This window comes from Bacteroides sp. D2 (genome assembly GCF_025147085.1).
Classification (GTDB): domain Bacteria; phylum Bacteroidota; class Bacteroidia; order Bacteroidales; family Bacteroidaceae; genus Bacteroides.
The window spans coordinates 4,507,993-4,524,075 of the sequence record NZ_CP102261.1 but is presented as its reverse complement, the minus strand read 5'-3'; the positions used below and the strand labels follow the sequence as shown (position 1 = coordinate 4,524,075).

General features: G+C 39.5%; 15 protein-coding genes. All 15 read right to left on the bottom strand.

Translation table 11 applies throughout. From position 1 onward, the window contains the following. Nucleotides 1-166: 166 nt before the first annotated feature. The 15 genes from NQ505_RS16375 to NQ505_RS16305 all read right to left on the bottom strand — a co-directional run bounded on the left by NQ505_RS16375 (nt 167) and on the right by NQ505_RS16305 (nt 16,083). On the bottom strand, nt 167-748 hold the full coding sequence (locus tag NQ505_RS16375; protein ID WP_008999348.1) for a hypothetical protein: 582 nt from the start codon (nt 746-748) through the stop codon (nt 167-169). 2 nt (nt 749-750) lie between these two features. Next, on the bottom strand, nt 751-4,656 hold the full coding sequence (locus NQ505_RS16370) for a phage tail tape measure protein (RefSeq protein ID WP_008999347.1): 3,906 nt from the start codon (nt 4,654-4,656) through the stop codon (nt 751-753). Between the two features lie 2 nt (nt 4,657-4,658). Then, nucleotides 4,659-4,820, bottom strand: coding sequence for a hypothetical protein (locus NQ505_RS16365; RefSeq protein WP_004311558.1), 162 nt, complete (start codon nt 4,818-4,820; stop codon nt 4,659-4,661). 30 nt (nt 4,821-4,850) lie between these two features. After that, nucleotides 4,851-5,372 (bottom strand): hypothetical protein, encoded by a 522-nt coding sequence (locus NQ505_RS16360; protein ID WP_004300282.1) that lies wholly within the window; start codon nt 5,370-5,372, stop codon nt 4,851-4,853. A 201-nt stretch (nt 5,373-5,573) separates the two neighbouring features. After that, nucleotides 5,574-6,413, bottom strand: a complete 840-nt coding sequence (locus NQ505_RS16355) for a hypothetical protein (protein ID WP_004300278.1) — start codon at nt 6,411-6,413, stop codon at nt 5,574-5,576. Next, nucleotides 6,410-6,982, bottom strand: coding sequence for a hypothetical protein (locus tag NQ505_RS16350; protein ID WP_004300276.1), 573 nt, complete (start codon nt 6,980-6,982; stop codon nt 6,410-6,412). Before NQ505_RS16350 ends, NQ505_RS16355 begins: the two co-directional genes overlap by 4 nt. Then, on the bottom strand, nt 6,979-7,521 hold the full coding sequence (locus tag NQ505_RS16345; RefSeq protein WP_004300274.1) for a hypothetical protein: 543 nt from the start codon (nt 7,519-7,521) through the stop codon (nt 6,979-6,981). Before NQ505_RS16345 ends, NQ505_RS16350 begins: the two co-directional genes overlap by 4 nt. A gap of 8 nt (nt 7,522-7,529) precedes the next feature. Continuing rightward, nucleotides 7,530-7,952 carry a hypothetical protein gene (locus NQ505_RS16340; RefSeq protein WP_008999346.1) on the bottom strand — a complete coding sequence of 141 codons (423 nt, stop codon included), beginning with the start codon at nt 7,950-7,952 and terminating at the stop codon, nt 7,530-7,532. Nucleotides 7,953-7,956: 4 nt separating this feature from the next. Next, nucleotides 7,957-9,531 (bottom strand): phage major capsid protein, encoded by a 1,575-nt coding sequence (locus NQ505_RS16335; protein ID WP_004311554.1) that lies wholly within the window; start codon nt 9,529-9,531, stop codon nt 7,957-7,959. 17 nt (nt 9,532-9,548) lie between these two features. Next, nucleotides 9,549-10,610, bottom strand: coding sequence for a hypothetical protein (locus NQ505_RS16330; RefSeq protein WP_008999345.1), 1,062 nt, complete (start codon nt 10,608-10,610; stop codon nt 9,549-9,551). After that, a complete protein-coding gene (locus NQ505_RS16325) occupies nt 10,564-12,009 on the bottom strand; it encodes a phage portal protein (protein WP_008017300.1) in 1,446 nt (481 codons plus the stop codon). Before NQ505_RS16325 ends, NQ505_RS16330 begins: the two co-directional genes overlap by 47 nt. Before the next feature lie 126 nt (nt 12,010-12,135). Continuing rightward, nucleotides 12,136-14,151 (bottom strand): PBSX family phage terminase large subunit, encoded by a 2,016-nt coding sequence (locus tag NQ505_RS16320; protein WP_004314115.1) that lies wholly within the window; start codon nt 14,149-14,151, stop codon nt 12,136-12,138. Between the two features lie 61 nt (nt 14,152-14,212). Then, nucleotides 14,213-14,758, bottom strand: a complete 546-nt coding sequence (locus NQ505_RS16315) for a terminase small subunit (protein WP_004311550.1) — start codon at nt 14,756-14,758, stop codon at nt 14,213-14,215. A 1-nt stretch (nt 14,759) separates the two neighbouring features. Further along, on the bottom strand, nt 14,760-15,323 hold the full coding sequence (locus NQ505_RS16310) for a phosphoribosyltransferase (protein WP_008999344.1): 564 nt from the start codon (nt 15,321-15,323) through the stop codon (nt 14,760-14,762). After that, nucleotides 15,292-16,083, bottom strand: a complete 792-nt coding sequence (locus NQ505_RS16305) for an NAD-dependent epimerase/dehydratase family protein (RefSeq protein WP_032853569.1) — start codon at nt 16,081-16,083, stop codon at nt 15,292-15,294. The genes NQ505_RS16310 and NQ505_RS16305 overlap by 32 nt, the downstream gene beginning before the upstream one ends.

Below are 16,083 nucleotides of genomic sequence, written 5' to 3'. Positions count from 1 at the left end.
GACAATAAGACATTGTATAAATGCCTATTTATACAATGGATGCTGTTTTTTCTATTCATAAAAAAGTCGTTTGTGATTCTAAAGGAGATGTACAAACGACTGTATGAAATAATTCGCTTTAATTAAAAATTAATCGAATTACAGCATATATGTAATACCAATATTATCATGTGCTTCTTTTTCTGATCGATATTTCAACATCAGCTTGATGAACGATATTCGCATAGACAGCAGCATTAATTACGCGGGAATCAATACTCATTTTAAAGAATGTCATTAGAAAAGCAATCTCGGCATCAAAAGAAGAACGAATTTGTTCAGGAGTAGCCTTACTTCCTTTATGTTCCTCACTGCGTCTTTCCTCGTTCCGTTTTTGCTCAAAAATTGCAGAATGAAGCAAATAATCAAGCTTCGATATAACTTGCTCATCACTCATATTTCGGATATCTACATTTAGTTGACCCAACACCTGACGAACATCATCATAAAAGCCAAGAGAAACAAGAGTCTGACATATACGAAGGCTCAATAGTTTGGCACGTTCCTTCACCATATCCTCTTTGTCCATAATCATAGCCTGCATACCTGAAGGATTAACAATGCTTCTGTATTCGATAATTAATTTAGATGCCATCTCTTTAAGCGTGCTTTCAGACATAGATCCGCGGTCCGAAAGCAAACAAGCATAGTTTCCACATGAAAGCTCAATGAAATCATTCAATGTTATCTGATTTAATCTTTCAATCATAGCTATTTCAGTTTAGACAACTTATACAGTTCAAATTCACGGTTAGACGCATCCTGACGCTGCATTTTAAGACTCTTCATCAAAAGGAGATTTGTTTTATCAACCCTTTTTTCTAATCGGGAATAATCATTGAAAACAGTGGTATCACCGGAAGAGGATGCAAAATATGTCGGTGAAAATGTAGGAAAGTCCCAATCCGGCATATCAAAATTAGAGATATCTACCTTATCAACATCAGGAAAGACTTGTGCACCTTTAGGAATATCAACTAAAGTTGGAGTAGCAGGAGTAATCCATGCTTTTCCGGAATACATAATAACTTCATGCTTACCAGCATCACCAACTAAAGCGGTACCGCCGGGATGTCTATCATTTCCTTTGGTACCTTCTGCATAAGAAGGAATAGGAGTTGCAAGAATAGTTGCAACCTGAATTGCTCCCATGGCACCAATAACAATAGATAAAGGAATATTCGGTAATGCTTCAGTTATTGCCAGTGCAGTAGCTATTCCAGCCTGCGCAACACTAGTCGCCTTTTCCCAAATGGCTTGTTTACGCGCCATTTCTTGTTTTTGTTTTTCTAGTTCAGCATTTTTTGCTTCTGTCAAAGATTTTGCAGCACGTTTACGCGCTTCTGCTTCTTCTTCGGAAATAGCACCTGACTCTGCCAGTTTATCAACCCGTTCAACATCTTTGTCATATTTTTCATCATTAGCATCCTGCTCTTCCTCTATCTTATCAATTTGAGCATCATAAAGTGTAGAAACAAGATTTCCAATAGTCCCTACAGCTTGTGATGCAGTTTGCAACCATTTTTTGAGATTCTTTTGGCGTTCTTTTAACGCTTTATCTTCAGCTTTAGTAATATTTTGAATAGCACTTATCTGTAATTCTGCCTCCTTTTTAGCGAGAGCAGCCTTCAAAACATACAACTGAGTAACAATCTTAGTACGTTCTTCAGCAGTAATATTCTCAACGGTTAATTCCAGTTCCAAAGCTTCAATCGCTGCTTCAGTAGTCTTATGTACATATTCAAGTTGTAAATTGTATTCCTCTATCGCATATTGCTCTTCTGTTATTAGCTTGGATGCTAACTGTTTTTTAAGAGCAAGCGTATCCATAACATATGCAGCATCCCGGATTTCCTGCTCATGCGCTGCATTCTCTGCTATTAATTGCACCTGATCGGATGCATGTCTTTCGTAAAGTTCTTGTTTCTTTTTTGCATATTTGTCGTCAATGAGAAAAACATCTTCACCTGTTTTCTCTGCTGTATCAATTTCTGCTTCACGTTGCAATTCCAACTGGTGCAATTTCAAATCAAGTTCTTCCTGGGACCCCTTTTTTACAACAGCAAGAGCGTTCTCAACATCCTTCTTCTCACGATCAGAATTATACTTAATAGTAAACTCATCTAGCTTTTCCTGCATTTCCTTAGCTAAATTCTGACGTGTAGCAATTTCCTCTTTGCTATTACCCTTGACGACAGCAATCTTCTTCGAGTAAGCAACACCAATTTTAGCAAGTTCTTTCTCCAGTCCCTCATCCATAAGAGCTAGTTCTGACTCCTGATAAGTTTCATGAATTTTCAGCTTCTCTTTGAGAGCTTTTTCCTGTTCACGTTTTTCTTTATCAGTAAGTACCTTTACTGAATTCCCCTTTGTACCACCATTCTCTTTCAAATCAATGGTATCAAGTTGTTCAATAAGAGATTCTGTTATTGATGAAATAGCCTTCTTACCTGCAGCAGCTTTAGTTGCAACATCGATCTCATCTTTAATGACATTATTTGTGCGTCTCCATGAGGTCAGAATTGTAAAGAATCCCCTGTCTTTCAATTCTCCTTCCAATTTCTTACGATTATCTATAGCTAATTGATAATCACTATTTTCATATTCCAAACGAGACTTCAATGTTTCAATATAATCTTCTTTAGCCTTTTTGGCCGCCTCATCAGCAGACATTCCTGAATTTATATATTCTTTATACAACCTCTGCATATTTCTAGCATTCTTCTCCAAAATATCAGATTTCATCATCTCTTTCTGTGCAAAGGCAACAGCCTTATTGTCTGCTTCATCTTGTAATTCAGAATACCCCTTCAGCTGTGTAGCAACATTCCTCAACCCTCTTGCCAGAAAATCCAGGACATCCTTCATTATACCCTTGGAATCATAGAAGGATAACATAAATGCTTCCCACGCAGAAGAAAGTCCCGCAATAGAACCTTTAACATTGTTACTCATGGTATCTGCCATATCTGTTAGTTCTTTATCCACGCCTGTAATTTGGTCCCTCAATGGAACAATTTTATCAGAAGCTGTAAGAAAAGCATTGAAAGCGGCGACACTCCGTTTATCTGTTAATTCTAAAGTTGTATTTAAATCTACACCTTGTTCTTTCAGTTTCTTTAAGCCAACAACCAACTCAGGCAATGTTTTTACAGGTTCTCCAAGTGCTTTAGCTAATTTGCCATTGCCATCAGCCAAATTCAACAAAATATTACGAGTGGCTGTTGCAGACATTGAAGCATCAAAACCTGCATCTGCAAGCTTTCCTAACAATGCCAAAGTATCTTCTATTTGGAAATTGAATGCCTTTGCAACCGGACCAACAATAGGCAAGGCAGTAGCTAGGTAAGAAAAAGATAAGGCACTCTTTGATGTAGCAACAGCCATAGCAGATACATAACGTTCTGTTTCTTTAGTGCTAGCATTAAACATTCTCAATGCAGCACCAGACAATGCGGCTGCATCCGAAAGTTCAGCTCCAGTTGCTTGTGCGAATCGTAAGATGGCACCTGTCGAATCTAATATTTCACGACGTGTAAAACCTAATTTGGCTAATTCTATCTGTAGTTCAGTAGCTTGTGCAGCTGTATATTTCGTTGTTGCTCCTAATTGACGCGCATCAGTGGTTAATTCTTTAATATTGTCAGCCGTCGTACCTAAAATCGCTGCAAGTTTGCTATTAGCAAATTCAAATTCAACAATGGAACCAACACCTTCACGCAGTTGCGTAAACATCTTAACAATCCCTCCAACAACAGCTTGTGCACCAATATATCCAGCAGCCCATCCTTTCAATCCTGCACTAACTTGGCTTAGCCCAGGAGCCATCTCCGTTTTAAGCATCCTTCCTGCATTCCGGGCAATAATACCCATATTCTGCATGGACTTATTACCGTTCTGTATCTCAACCCATGCAGCCTTCACTTCTTCCCGGTATGCACCAATTGTCATTTTCTGTTGACTATATCGATCGGAATTTCGCTTTATGTAATCAGTGTTGATTCCAATAGTAGAATTAAGACGGGCAAGTGTACGAATATAGTTTTCATCCGTATCTTTCAAAACATCAACAGCCTTTTGCAGCTGCTTATTCATTTCCTTTGCTTGTGAACGGCTATGTACTTCCTGATTAGTCAAGGTAATAGCAGTTCTGATAAGTTTTAAACGTTCTTCTTCAGATAAAACAGCTTTCTTACGAGTAGTATTACCGGCATTCTGCGCTTTTGTCAAGTTAGCTTCCGCTTTAGCGGCCTTTTCCAAGGACGCAGCATTATCCGAGTTTGCCTTGGTTAGTTTCTTCAATTCAGCAGCAGATAATTTCTCTACATTTAGCTTTTCCTCTATCTTCTTACTGACAGTTTGAGTTATTTCAGACTGTTTTCTAAGAGCCTCGGTTAATTCAGCAGATGCAGAACCAGCCGTTTTTGCTTGAGTATTATAAAGATTACTCAACTTTTCAAGATCAGCAACGCCTTCTACATTTAGTTTCAAACCTTTTGCTAATTCTTTGGCCGCATTAACATAATCAGCCCTCACACGCTCAATAGTATTATCAAGCTCCACCAATTTCTGCAAATCGTTCTCATCAACGAAATCTTTTAATTTTAAATCTGCCATAATTACAGGTAATGTCTATATTCAACAATCTTTCCTTTTATCTCAACTCCTAGTTTATCAAAAGCATAGGTACCATCTTCTTTCTGATAAACGACATACATGCAACCATCCAAGACAGCTGCTTTCTTTGCAAGATCACTGATACGTTCCAGTTCACTCTGCATCTTTTTTATTTCGCAACTACAAGCCATTTTCTACCGATATCCACATTCTGAAAAGAAACGTTCCATCCAGGGACGGAGATACATAATATTAAAGTACTCTTTAGCTGTATCACCAATGCCTAAAATCTGCTCACCGTATTTCTTCTCAATAGAACTACCGTCCGTAAATCCTTTCGTTGAGAATCGAAGCCCGGAATCAATTCTATCGGCAGTTATGCTATCATAGAAAGTACCAGTAATAAAGAGGTTAGGTACCTCAACCGGACGCGGTGGCAAATAAAGCATCTCACTTCTAAGAGGTGGAGTTATCCTCTCCTTCCATCGTTTATATTGTTCCGCACGGTTCTGCCAGGGACCGGGCTCGTTAAAATAGGTGTCAGTATCATAATCAGGATTCAATAGATGTTCAGTACCGTCCAGACCGGAATATAATTGCTCCTGAATGCAATCAACGAGCACATTCTTATGTTCTTCCATACACCTAATACATTCCTCTTCAAACCCGGATGCAATGGAATGAATAACTCTATGTAATTCATCAAAATCTGCCATACAGTAAAAATATAACGGGCCGGGCTGTAATCACACCCCAGCCCGTCGGTTACTTAGTTATCGCATCGTACACTTCCGAGAGCTTCTTCTTGCGGTCAGCTTCCTTCAGTTCCTGCCACACGACTTTAATGTGCGCATTAATAAACTCTTCCTTCGTCATGCCCTTCACAGCAACCTCGACGAACGTAACATTATCTACCTTCATGACACCTGCTCGATACCTCTGATTCCTTTTTCATACAATACAGAAGGAGCTTTCAACGAAGGAACCGCCCCGGCTTTAGGAACAATGGTAATGATACCATCCGAATATGTAGCAGAAGTTACGTTATTCATAACTTCAGCAGCACCATCAGCAATAAGACTGCCAAATTCTTCTGTACGGTCATAACCACCAACAACTTCAACTATTTTGTAAGTATTTTCGGCCTCCAACTTTTGAAACACAACATCAACCAAGCCTTTAACGAAATTCTTGGGATTGAAGTCTAACTGCACGTAGTCAAAGTGCAATTGGCTGTCTTCCACATCTTCATGTGAAAAACTAACAGTCATCGCAGACTTAGCACTACTGGTCGGGTACTGTGTCACGGTCGGGTAAACAGTAGACATCGGAATACCGGCAAGGATATCAGTGTCATCATTATAACCGATCAACATATTATCCTGATTCCAAAAGTAAACGTCCCATCCTTTATTGGCACATTTCAGAAGCTGGGCATTCAAAACCTCATCAAATTTCTTCAAAGTGAAGGTGTCTGTTTGAGCGCTAAGCCCGTTGTATTCACTTGCACCGTACCCTACAGGATTAACTTGAGGCTCTCCACCATTCTTGGCATACTCCAGGAATGGCAAAATAGGGTAAATACGCCCGGGACGGTCTGCATGGCACAATTCGAGCAACTTCTCACCTGTTATATCAGCAGGGAGTTTGACACCATGTTCTGTCAAGATAGCACCTTTGACCTTTTTCCAGTCAATGCTACAAGCAGAACTACCAGTGTTCATCCGGGAACCCTTACACGTTCTAATCTTTCTCATTTTCTTCTACAATTAAGATTATTAATTTTTATTTCCATCGAGCGTATATTTATGGCATCAATCGGCTCGCTCACAGCCTCACCGGAATCTGTATAGGCTCCGTATCTGCCATATGAATAGTTTTCTGAATAACTATGTTTCACTTTTTCGTCATAGTCGCAGTCGAACCGAGAATCTTCATATAATACTTCCAATAAACGTTTATAGATTGGCCGAAGGATATTTTTAAAAGATGTGGTTCTGCGCATCTCATTGCTCCACTCTTTACAAGAAGAACATGCTATAATTAACGAAACCTTTGCTTTTGAAAAATAATCCGCATCACCTCTATCCTCACTAATTGGAGTGAATAGTGCAACCAATGGAAACTTCCTTTCAGACTGGGCAGAAGACTTACTGTATTCATCTAAAATATCTTTGATATATTGACTGCTACCGAAGATGTAATTCAACCTTGGGGACTTCATAACTTTAGTTCCCCCTTTCCCATTTGGATAGAGAATTTCAAGCCCTTCTGGAAGTTCCTTTACAATCTCCTCAAACAGTTCTGTTATATCTAAATCTATCATAAATTGAAAGCATTAATTGGGGTCAAAAGATTCTTGGTTATTTTCACATCGAAAGGACAATCATTCGACATAGCCCATTCAACAAACTGTTTATTCTTCTCTACCATGCTATTCCATGTGCTTACTTGTCTCTTCAAAGGAGCTATATATTCATTAGCACATTTCAAACGGACAAGCCCGGTTATTGTAGCCTGGGTGTTTGCGTCACGAAGAATATGATAAAAGACATAGTCAGCGAACGGTTCACACAGCTTCTCGCATAATACTGCATATCCGGACTGGGGGGCTTCCTTCTCTTCTGAAATATCAACTTCATCTGAAGAATCTTCCTTTTCCCGTTCAATAAGCTCCAAATAATCTGTGATAGCTTGGGAAAGAGTCACACCAACAACATTCCGGAGAAATTCGGGCTGAAATGCCTTAATATACCCATTTATCACCTCATTCACAGCAAGAGATTGGGGCGAAGGCATTTCAGCGACCGAAACATTCTCAATATGCCTGGGACCTGACATAAAATATGAAACATCAATCAACATAGCGATAGTTATTTAGAAGTCTTGCCTTTCCCGGTTTTCTTTTCATCTTCTACGGAAACGGCTTTATCATCTGTAACAGTTACCTCCTTGGCATCTTCCTCTTGCAAATCTTTTGAATCGGCAACCGGAAGATTCTTTTCATCAGAAGGCACCTGTACTTCAAGTTCTGCAATGCGAGCTTTCATTGTTTCACGCTCTTCTGTCAGTTCAACAATTGTCTTATCTTTCTCTGCAATGGATGCAGTAAGCCTGCCAATCTCTTCATTTTTTTCTGCAAGCATACATTCCAATGTCTTTCGGGCATCTTCTTTTGTAACAAGACCACATTCGGAAATAGGGATGAGTTGAATCATCCCTCTATTAATCCGAATGCGTTGCTCTTTAAGCACATTGGTTACATCCTTATCGTTACCTCTAAGTATGTAATCCATAATCCTACGCTTTAGTTATTGCAGTCTTCAATGCGGCCAAATCCCCATAAGCGAAAGCCCACGGCATATAAATCGGGAAGATAACTTCTTCTTGTGCCATCAGCACAACCTCATTGCAAAGCTTGGTCTCCACATCTTCAGCCCATTCAAGTGTCAAAGTGGTATAATCAACCAAATTTGCGGCTTGGTTAAAGTCACCTAAAAGATACTTACCTGGAAGAATACCACCATACTCGATAATCGGACGACCGGCAATATATTTCACCCCATCAACCATTTTAACGATACCAAGATTACGTCCTGTCGTATCTTTTTCTGATTCCATACCGTTAACAGTCATTGGATTAAGAATAATAGCATTCGGAAAATACTGGGCATATGTCATTGCGGCGAAAGCTGTTTTCACTACATCTTCAGAGTTGGGTTCCTCAATGTTCTTAAAGCCGGCTTCATGAACACTGAATGTCATTTTATCCGTAGCCGTTTCAGCACCGGAGAACGCGACACCAGGAATAAGGATACGACCATCTTCCATTTTCACAAGAGCGTGTGTTTTGTTCAGTTCTGTAAGAACAGCGGCACCAGCGAACGTGATACTCATTCCATCAAGAATCAAATCCTGTGGTTCTGCAAACTCTACAATCACATCCTTATCACCGTTATATCCGGTAATAGCTTTTACAGCACCGGCGGCACCTGTAACAATGGCTGTACTGATAATCTTCTCTACAGAAGTCACCCCAGTATTATTAATAATACCAAGCAAATTCTCACCATTACCGTCACCAAACAAGATGTTCCAGTCTTCTGCCATCCAAACAGCTTCAGGAAGCATGTTCAAGATGTAGGAACGAATGTACACTCTTGATTTCAACATACGTTTTGAGATACGGATATGAGTACCAAGGCGCTTAGTTCCTGTCTGTATCTCTTTTACCTTGATGCTTGATTCAGGCAAACGCCCATTCTCTGTTACAAAACGGGCATTGCGGTTGAAAGCATATACTTGTGCATAGGCAAGTTGAGGGTATGCAGGATCAGCAGTCAACGTCGTTAATACATCACGCATATGCAACTTTTTGTTGGCAACCTGAGTCACAACACGTTTCTGTTGTTGAGTAATCAACAAATCACCGGTGTAATTGTCAGTCATGGAAACGACATCTTTCAAGGAGAAGCCGTCAAATTCTCCTGATTTGCGTGTTTTTCCTTCTGCGAAATCTCTGAATTTTTCAGAATCAAGCATCTCGTTCAACTTCTCATCGAACTTGTTGATAGTATCCATAGAAAGACCTTTCTGCTTCATTTTCTCGATACTTTCACCTAGAGTTTTAACTTGTTCTACAAGTTGCTCGTTGTCCTTTACCAATTGCTGGAACTTTTCTCCATCATAGGCTTTCAATAGATTATTGATGTCACCAAACTGTTTCGTTACCTCCTCCGGTGAGGCAAATCCTTCAAGTGACTTGTTAACTACTTCACACATCATGCCGACAATGTTTTCCATGAAAGTTTTCTGTTCTGCCGGCAGACCGTCTGTTTTCAGATTAAAATCTGATACTGTAAATTTTTTAGGCATAAAATTTAAATTTTAAGTTATTTATTCTCGAAACAGCTATTCAAACTCTTGAAATCGAGTAAAGTGCCATTATCAGCGGCTTTAATCGTTACTTCATCGTTCCCATTTTCCCCGTCATTCTTTTCTTGAGTGTCAACAGACGGCTCATTTTTTCCGGTGGTATTTTCAGAAGTGTTTTGCAGAATAGCATTCGAACGATATACTTTTCCCCAACAGTGGGGACATCTTACATAATTCATAAGGTCTTGTAGACCCTTTTGAGTAAATTCTTTCTTTTCTGATTTGACAGAATCAATAAGAGAAATTACTTGGGTTCTAATCTCCGGAGTGAGCTTCTCCATTTCTTCCCTTACAATGTCCTGTGTTATCCATCTCTGATAATCAGCAGCATAATCTAATACCTGTTGGGCAAAGGTATGCTCTGTTTCTGCATCATAATCAAATTGATAACCACAATGAGGACATGAGACAACGGCACCACCGTTGAGGCTCTTCAGTAATAAACTTAATTCCATATCGTATCCTTTTAAACGTTCATCACTATATCCATGCTGCAAGAACGCTTTCCGGACGAAATCAACAGCTTCCTTTACCTGGTCAGCAGTAGCAGACTTGATATTCACAAGGAACGTCTGTGGATTACTCCCCCAACTTGTCAATGTTGAATATTCCATCATACGCCATTCAAGCACTTTACAGGGATCAACAGAATCTCTTTTAATGGCCTTGACCCCAATAGAATGTTCAAGTGTTCTGCCATTCTCTGCAAACAGTTTATAATCAGCTAACGTATCACGGCCAATCTGTTTTTCAAGATTTAACTGACCGACCATAACCAAATTACCTTCTGTTTCCTTACCACTCAACGGAACACCTAACAACTGGTCTGTACGATGATTCAGGAACCAACGCATCCGACCAATATTTTCTTTCAATGTCTTATTGAATGAGCCGGGCATAGATATGTCATTTTGTGAGTCCTTCACACCGATACCATTCACCGCAACGGTAACGATACCCTTCTCATCAACATCATTTGCCTTTGTCTTGTACTGAAGGCTTTTGATTTTCTCTTCCATCTTTTTCATCTCCACTTTTAGTGTTAAAAACTCGATTTACTTTATCCAGTTCCTCATCTGACATATCAAATTTCAATTTGTCAAACAAGGGATTTTCTATCATACTTTCACCTATTTGGGCACGCCAGTCATTGAGCGTTATAAGCCCACATGAGAATTGTTCACGACAACGTTTATTTATATTTGTCTTTACGTCCTCGGATTCTTTCAATCCTTCCTGCAAACAATCAACATCAGAGAAATCACAATCCAAATAATATCCCCCTCCTTCAAGACCAAGGAAAGCTGTAAAATCCTTGCAGAATTGTTTGGCCATAGGAATAACAGTTGAACAATATACGCTCTTTTCAGCAGTAGCCTGATTGCTAAATGTGGACTGGTCTTTTCGCGGAACAAGAACGGCAGGGATGCCGTATGCCCCTGCAATATTTATTGCATCAGCCAAAGTCTCTTCAAACGGCTGTAACTCTGCAATAGAAAGATTAGTACGAACAAAGTCAATATCTGCATCTGAAATACCATAAGGTACCTGGCCCTTCCTTACACCATACTTCTCAAAATTTTGCTTCAAAAGCTGTTCCTTTTCATCGTCAGTCAACGCTATTGAACCGGTAGCATCAGTTTTCTTACTTACAATAAAGCCCAATCCACCCCGCTTTACATAAATCACATTTCTAGCTTCATATACAGCTATTAGATTTGACATTGGCTTATTTTGGGAAGCAAGACGACTTTTGGACTTCAAGAACATAGCCCCTGAATAGAACTCTGCACTTCCGTCTCTATCATGCCATATTTGGTATGGAGGAATTTCCAAACTACCATTCCAACCATACTCCAAACGATAGCTACGAATAATATCTTCTGTTTGGGCAATACCAAACAATGGCATATTCCCGTAAACAGGTTCTACAATAGTCTTATCAGAAGGTAGCACCCAATAATTATCGCAATATCTCCATTTTTCAGCTGTAGAAAAGACATCAGGCATAGCGGCACGAATAAAGCTATTCCCTGTACACAATTTATAAATATGGTGCTGATAAATCAATTCTTTCCAACGCATCAAACAATTAGGACGACTAAGTATGCCATTCATTCGTTTATTCGCCCATACTATACTGTCATCCTTAGTTTTCTTCAATTGAAAATTAGCACCTGCAATTCGCGATGCAATATAATCGATCGGGAAAAAGACTTCAGGTATCGTACTGAATAGCGTTAGATAGTTACTGCCCGCTACAATAGGACTAGTAAGGTCCTCAATGTATGCAACTGACCATTTTTCAGCCTTGCCACTTTGAGTATCTATATCCTTATTTTCAGATGAAGTAACTATTTCAACTTCACCTTTAGTCTTAGATTTCTTTCCAAATAGATTATCAAAAAAAATATTCATTGGGTTCCTTTTTGAGCAAAACTAAGTAAAAAGGAAAACCGTTTTCCAAAACACTAAAATCTTGAAATTACGAAAACATAATACCAACAATATAACATCCTTATTTTCAATCATATATAACGTAATTCAATTCAAACCTAATTTTACAACGAACTGTACTAGCCCACTCAAAACTGCACTGGCCTCTTTTGTTTCACTATCTTTATTATAGTCCATCAGGTTATTCATGAAGGCAACATATTCTGTATCAGATTCTACTTTTGATGCAGAAAAAAGAATACTATTTTTCACATAATCAGATGTTGCAGCAATACGCTTGTCTACATCCGGAAACTCTTTCATTACACGAATCTCCTTGTTTGTACTAGAACGGAGTTCCCGGATAAAAGGGAAATAAGCATCCGTACATTCAATTACACATGAATCAGATTCATGGGACAAAATAGAAGAACGTATATCTTCTGTTGAAGTAGTATCCATAAATACTACATCAACAACATGCCATTTATTCCCACATCTAAACGCTTGTATAAGGACAAATTTCCCATTAACATTCGGCATCACATATAGAATCTTCTTAGTGTATTTACATTCGGTATCTGGATTGAAGAAATTAATAGTGCCATTACAAGCATACAAGTTTCTTTTTCGCCGGTTACTAAACTCTATATACTGCTCACTACACAAATCCACAACGACATATCGGAACGTATCAGACAGGTGCCCGTGCTCCTCATAAGTCTGCAAGGTAGTTTTATTCTTGACCTTAGTTTTAAGAATGGCACCGTTAGCATCTTTCTGTACGCTCATGTAGTCCTCAATAGATACCGAACATGATTCGTCAATGTATATCTCTATACCGGGAACAGTACAATCAAAAATGGCATTAACAAACTCACCGGTCATGGCAACACTCGGATTCTTGTTGCCTACCTTATCTTCAATCTCGAATCCTTCTTTCTGCAATGTATCTATGAATAAGTCCATCCAGGAACGCTTCTCATCGTCAATGCTGTTTGCCGCTTTCGTTGATGCATCACCATGTACATATAACCTATCAGAATATTGGATAGATTTCAGATACTTTGCAACAAGTTTGGAGGCTTTCTTTACTGTATTGTTTGGGCTTTCAGCGCACGTTTCATGGAATTGCCAAACCTTGGTACCAGTTGTGAAATCGACCTGCCAATATGATACACTGATATACGGAAGCACGTTGTTATCGACAGAGATATGAATAGGTAAGTCCGGAACATACTTATGTTCACCGGAATGTTTGCCACGATTGAAGGAACCGAAGAACTCACTACCGGTACGAATGACACCCCATTCTCCCAATGCGTACACATTGTAATAGTCCGGATCGTGAACTCTATCATACTCAAAGTCGGCAACACATTGCTCATCATAGAAACCATACGCACCGTCAGGACTACCGACCACCCAAAAATTATTCAAATAGGTAGATTGGATAATAACTGTATTAGGTGCCTGTTCCTCGATTTGCTTAGTACGAAGATTAAGTATTTGCCTGGGTGCATTCTTCTTTACGGATTTGACCTTGGTAAGTTCTTTCGGCAACTCTTTGCCGGCAATGGTAACCGTCATCGGTACATCATGCCATTTATCTTTATCAATAAACTCTTTCTTTATCCAATGGCTTTCACTAATCGGGTTGAAGGTACAAATAATCTGCTGCCCTTTCTTACCACGCAAACGCTTACGTAGCTGCTTGAAATCCGGATGCTCGAACTCTGACCATTCCTCTAACTGAACTCGCTTATAGTTAGAGATACCTTTTATCTTCTCCGGATCGTCAAGACCGGAGAAATCTATCTTCGCACCATTTACTAGACATTTAATAGTATTCTGTTGAAATTTGAACAAATGGGAGATGCCAAGACCGATCGCAGCGACCTTATAATCTTCATAAATGGTTTTGAGAATAGAAGCTCCTACCTTACGCATGACAAGAGTGTTCTCACCATCCTGTAATGTCTGTATCAGTATTGTTTGTGCCACACTATACGACTTACCGGAAGATGAACCTCCATAGAGAATGATAAAACGGATAGTCTCATCATTCAAGTACTTCAATAGATAGAATCCGTTAGGATTTAGCTTCTTATAATTTATAACCATATTGTTCTAAAAGTAAGGTTTCTCCGTAGGGTGAATACCGAATTTTGCAGTTCAAATTGTTCTATTCTTCCGAATTCTCATTATCTTCAAAGCCGATACGAAGTTCACCGACTTTATTTCCGTCTCCACCTTTGATATTGACATTCTTATCGGCTTCCCATCCATTCCAGGCACCAAGAATCCGGGCGGCTTCTGTCTTGCCGTTGAACTCATAATTAACCACTCCTCTATTATTCTGAATCTTCTTCAACGCATTACGGGCACGCTTTGGAAGTTGGGACGGACTTCTCATCTTTGTTTTCCCGGTAACAGGGTCTACATAATGTAAATCATCGGGATCAGCGAGTACAATATCCATTAATACCTTTTCGACCGTTTTCCTCTCTACTTCAGTCTCTTTCGCCCTCTGTTGCTTAATCTCACTTATCCTTGCACTAACCTTGCTATTGGCTAACAATCTGCTAGCAGCACTCCAAATCGTTTCAGGTTTCATCTTTGACGCATCATAAGACATCCTATATGCTTCACTAGCATTACCTTCTGTATCAACGTAGTATTTACAGAATTTCTCTTGCTTGAATGTTAATGGTTTCTCTTGCTTTCCCATATCAATTGTTATTTATTCCTACGAGAAAAAGAAGCTGCTCTCTATCCTTTAAAAGCTCATAGGTGGCAAGCAGTGTGCTGCCAGTTGTTAATATGTCATCATACACTATTATCTTCTTTTCCCTTATCGGACGAAGAAGAAAGAATTCCGGATTCAATCTATCTTTAGTCAGGCACTGAATTGCATTCTCATAGAATGGTATTTTCACCGCCCCCGCAATTTTCGTACAGATAGAGGTTGCAAAATGAAAGCCCTCGTTGTGTCTCCGTCGCGGTGTGGTGACTATACACCATCCTTCATATCCCCCTACTATGAAGCGGTGGAGAAACTCACACGCTCTCTCTGCAAAGAATGATGCAAGTTCCTCCGACTGTTTAATTTCTGAAAAGCTGGTACCAGTCTTGGAACGAGTGAACTGGGAGATGTAATAGATATCACCCTTTTTATGAAGTGATACCTTTTCTTTCAGATCACATAACCGTTCCTGATGAGACCAGCTCTTACATTTCACCGCTTCCGGCTTATCCCAGTCATCAATACGACATATCTTTCCCTTTCTTTTCATCAAAAATCTTCTTTACTCCATCCTCGACAGATGTATAAGACAAAGGTACTAAATAGATATCCCGGTTCACCGACTGCTCTAAATTGTCAAAATCCCGTTTTTCATTAATTAGCTCAATTTCAAGCGGTTTGTAGTATTTTACTAAAGAAGCAAAATACATAGTAGTCACAGGTTGGACGTTACAAATATTGATAAGCTGCCGGTTACAGCCCACCGCATAAATAAGCCCCTCAATGACATCATCTATGTAAGTGAAGCACCGGATATTCTGACCACAGTTATATAATGACACGTTTTCCTTTTCCATCAGGAACCAGAGAAGAGTTCTTTTTCGCGGATTAGGTCCATATACATTATGCAGCCGGCACCCGGTCGCAGCCTTACAATAGATAGATGCATACTGTTCATCGAAATACTTGCTTATTCCATACATGGAAGTGGTATTCTCCGGATTCGCCGTTGACGAACTGGCGTATACTAACTTCACATGATACTGGTTACATGCATCAGCTACTCGCATGAAAGTATCAATGTTATCCTTCCTGATTTGTTCCAGGTTTCCATTAAACACACTAGTTTGCGCCGCTAAATGAAACACACAATCAATACCCCCATTTTTCAGGAGCTCACATACTTTTGTGGCTTCAATACCAGACTTTCGATCAAGTCCTATGACTTCGACATCCCTTTTAGCTAATTCTCGGCAAAGGGCTTTACCAATAAATCCCTCACTGCCGGTTACAATCATTTTTCTCATCAT

Coding starts and splice junctions, on each gene's coding strand:
- NQ505_RS16350 (WP_004300276.1), bottom strand. CDS start 6,982: ATGATAGATTTAGATATAACAGAACTGTTTGAGGAGATTGTAAAGGAA.
- NQ505_RS16320 (WP_004314115.1), bottom strand. CDS start 14,151: ATGGTTATAAATTATAAGAAGCTAAATCCTAACGGATTCTATCTATTG.
- NQ505_RS16315 (WP_004311550.1), bottom strand. CDS start 14,758: ATGGGAAAGCAAGAGAAACCATTAACATTCAAGCAAGAGAAATTCTGT.
- NQ505_RS16310 (WP_008999344.1), bottom strand. CDS start 15,323: ATGAAAAGAAAGGGAAAGATATGTCGTATTGATGACTGGGATAAGCCG.
- NQ505_RS16365 (WP_004311558.1), bottom strand. CDS start 4,820: ATGCAGAGTGAACTGGAACGTATCAGTGATCTTGCAAAGAAAGCAGCT.
- NQ505_RS16325 (WP_008017300.1), bottom strand. CDS start 12,009: ATGAATATTTTTTTTGATAATCTATTTGGAAAGAAATCTAAGACTAAA.
- NQ505_RS16340 (WP_008999346.1), bottom strand. CDS start 7,952: ATGGATTACATACTTAGAGGTAACGATAAGGATGTAACCAATGTGCTT.
- NQ505_RS16330 (WP_008999345.1), bottom strand. CDS start 10,610: ATGGAAGAGAAAATCAAAAGCCTTCAGTACAAGACAAAGGCAAATGAT.
- NQ505_RS16355 (WP_004300278.1), bottom strand. CDS start 6,413: ATGAGAAAGATTAGAACGTGTAAGGGTTCCCGGATGAACACTGGTAGT.
- NQ505_RS16345 (WP_004300274.1), bottom strand. CDS start 7,521: ATGTTGATTGATGTTTCATATTTTATGTCAGGTCCCAGGCATATTGAG.
- NQ505_RS16370 (WP_008999347.1), bottom strand. CDS start 4,656: ATGGCAGATTTAAAATTAAAAGATTTCGTTGATGAGAACGATTTGCAG.
- NQ505_RS16305 (WP_032853569.1), bottom strand. CDS start 16,083: ATGATGAGAAAAATGATTGTAACCGGCAGTGAGGGATTTATTGGTAAA.
- NQ505_RS16335 (WP_004311554.1), bottom strand. CDS start 9,531: ATGCCTAAAAAATTTACAGTATCAGATTTTAATCTGAAAACAGACGGT.
- NQ505_RS16360 (WP_004300282.1), bottom strand. CDS start 5,372: ATGGCAGATTTTGATGAATTACATAGAGTTATTCATTCCATTGCATCC.
- NQ505_RS16375 (WP_008999348.1), bottom strand. CDS start 748: ATGATTGAAAGATTAAATCAGATAACATTGAATGATTTCATTGAGCTT.